At 69.8% G+C, this 1,304-nt stretch carries 1 protein-coding gene; it reads right to left on the reverse strand.

Annotation, left to right across the window (positions count from 1 at the left end):
- A partial coding sequence (locus IEZ11_RS49890) for a condensation domain-containing protein (protein ID WP_189269768.1) occupies positions 1-1,304 on the reverse strand: 1,304 nt, incomplete at both ends.

Raw genomic sequence — 1,304 nt, forward strand, 5'->3', positions numbered from 1 at the left:
AGCAGTGCGACCAGCAGGTCGACCGAGCGGGGCATCACGACCCCGACCAGCGATTCCGGGCCCACACCCCGCCCGATCAGGACCCGCGCCAGCCGGTTCGAACGCGCATCCAGCTCCGCGTACGAGAGCGACTCCTGCCCGCACACCACCGCGATGGCCTCCGGCGAACGCGCCACCTGCGCCGCGAACAGCTCCGGCACCGTCACCGCCGCGACATCCCGCCCCGTCGCGTTCCACTCCACCAGCAACCGCTCCCGCTCCACACCCGAGAGCACCGGCAGCCGGTCCAGGCGGGTGTCCGGCCGGTGTTCCAGTGCCTGGACGACCTGCTCGACGGCCGTGGTGATCAGTTCGGCCACGGCACGAGGGTCGATAGGAGTGACGGTCTGGATGTCCAGGCTGAAACCGGAGTCAGCGCCGAAATCGTTCACCGACACCGTGACCGGATAATTCGTCCGTTCCTGGGCCCTGAGCAGACGAATATCGCCCGGCTGTGCCGGAGCATGAACTGGCTCAGTGCCGGTGCCGGTGCCGGTGCCGGTGCCGGTGCCGGTGCCGGGAGCATGCCGGTAGTTGAACAGGGTGGTGAACAGCGGGGCCGGTGCCTGCACCCCGCTCATCCGCTGAGCGGTGCCCAGCGAGGCGTGTTCATGCACCATCAGCTCCGCGAGCTGCCCCTGCATCGCCCGCACCGCTCCCGCCACCCCCGCACCGGTACCGGCCCGCACCGGGAGCGTATTGATGAACAGTCCCGGGACCCGGTCCGCGCCCCCGCCGGCCTGCATCCGGCCCAGGACCACCGTGCCGAACACCACATCGTCTTGGCCGGAGACCACCGACAGCACCCGCGACCACACCACATGGAACACCGTCGCCGCACTCACCCCCAGCCGACGCGCCTGCTCCCGCACCCGCAACGCGACCCCCGCGTCCAGCCGCGCCCGCCACTCCACCACCCCCGACCCGTCCCCCCGCACGTCTGCCACCCCGAAAGCCACCGTCGGCTCCGACACATCACCCAGCAGACCCGCGAAATACTCCTCGTGCTCCTCCACCGGCACACCCAGCAACGCCTGACCCACAAACGACCGATACGGCAACGGCTCACACAGCCCCTCCCCACGACCGGTCAGGAAAGCAGTGACCTCCTCCTCGAAAATCTCCAGCGTCGTGTGGTCCTGCATCATGTGATGAGCACGCAGGACCAGCAGCCACCGCTCCCCGCCGTCCGCTCCGGTCTGTGCGATGTGGGCGTCCATCAGGGGGGCCCGGTGCAGGTCCATCGGTCCCTCGCAGACCGCGAG

The organism is Streptomyces fuscichromogenes, assembly GCF_014645815.1.
Lineage (GTDB): Bacteria > Actinomycetota > Actinomycetes > Streptomycetales > Streptomycetaceae > Streptomyces > Streptomyces fuscichromogenes.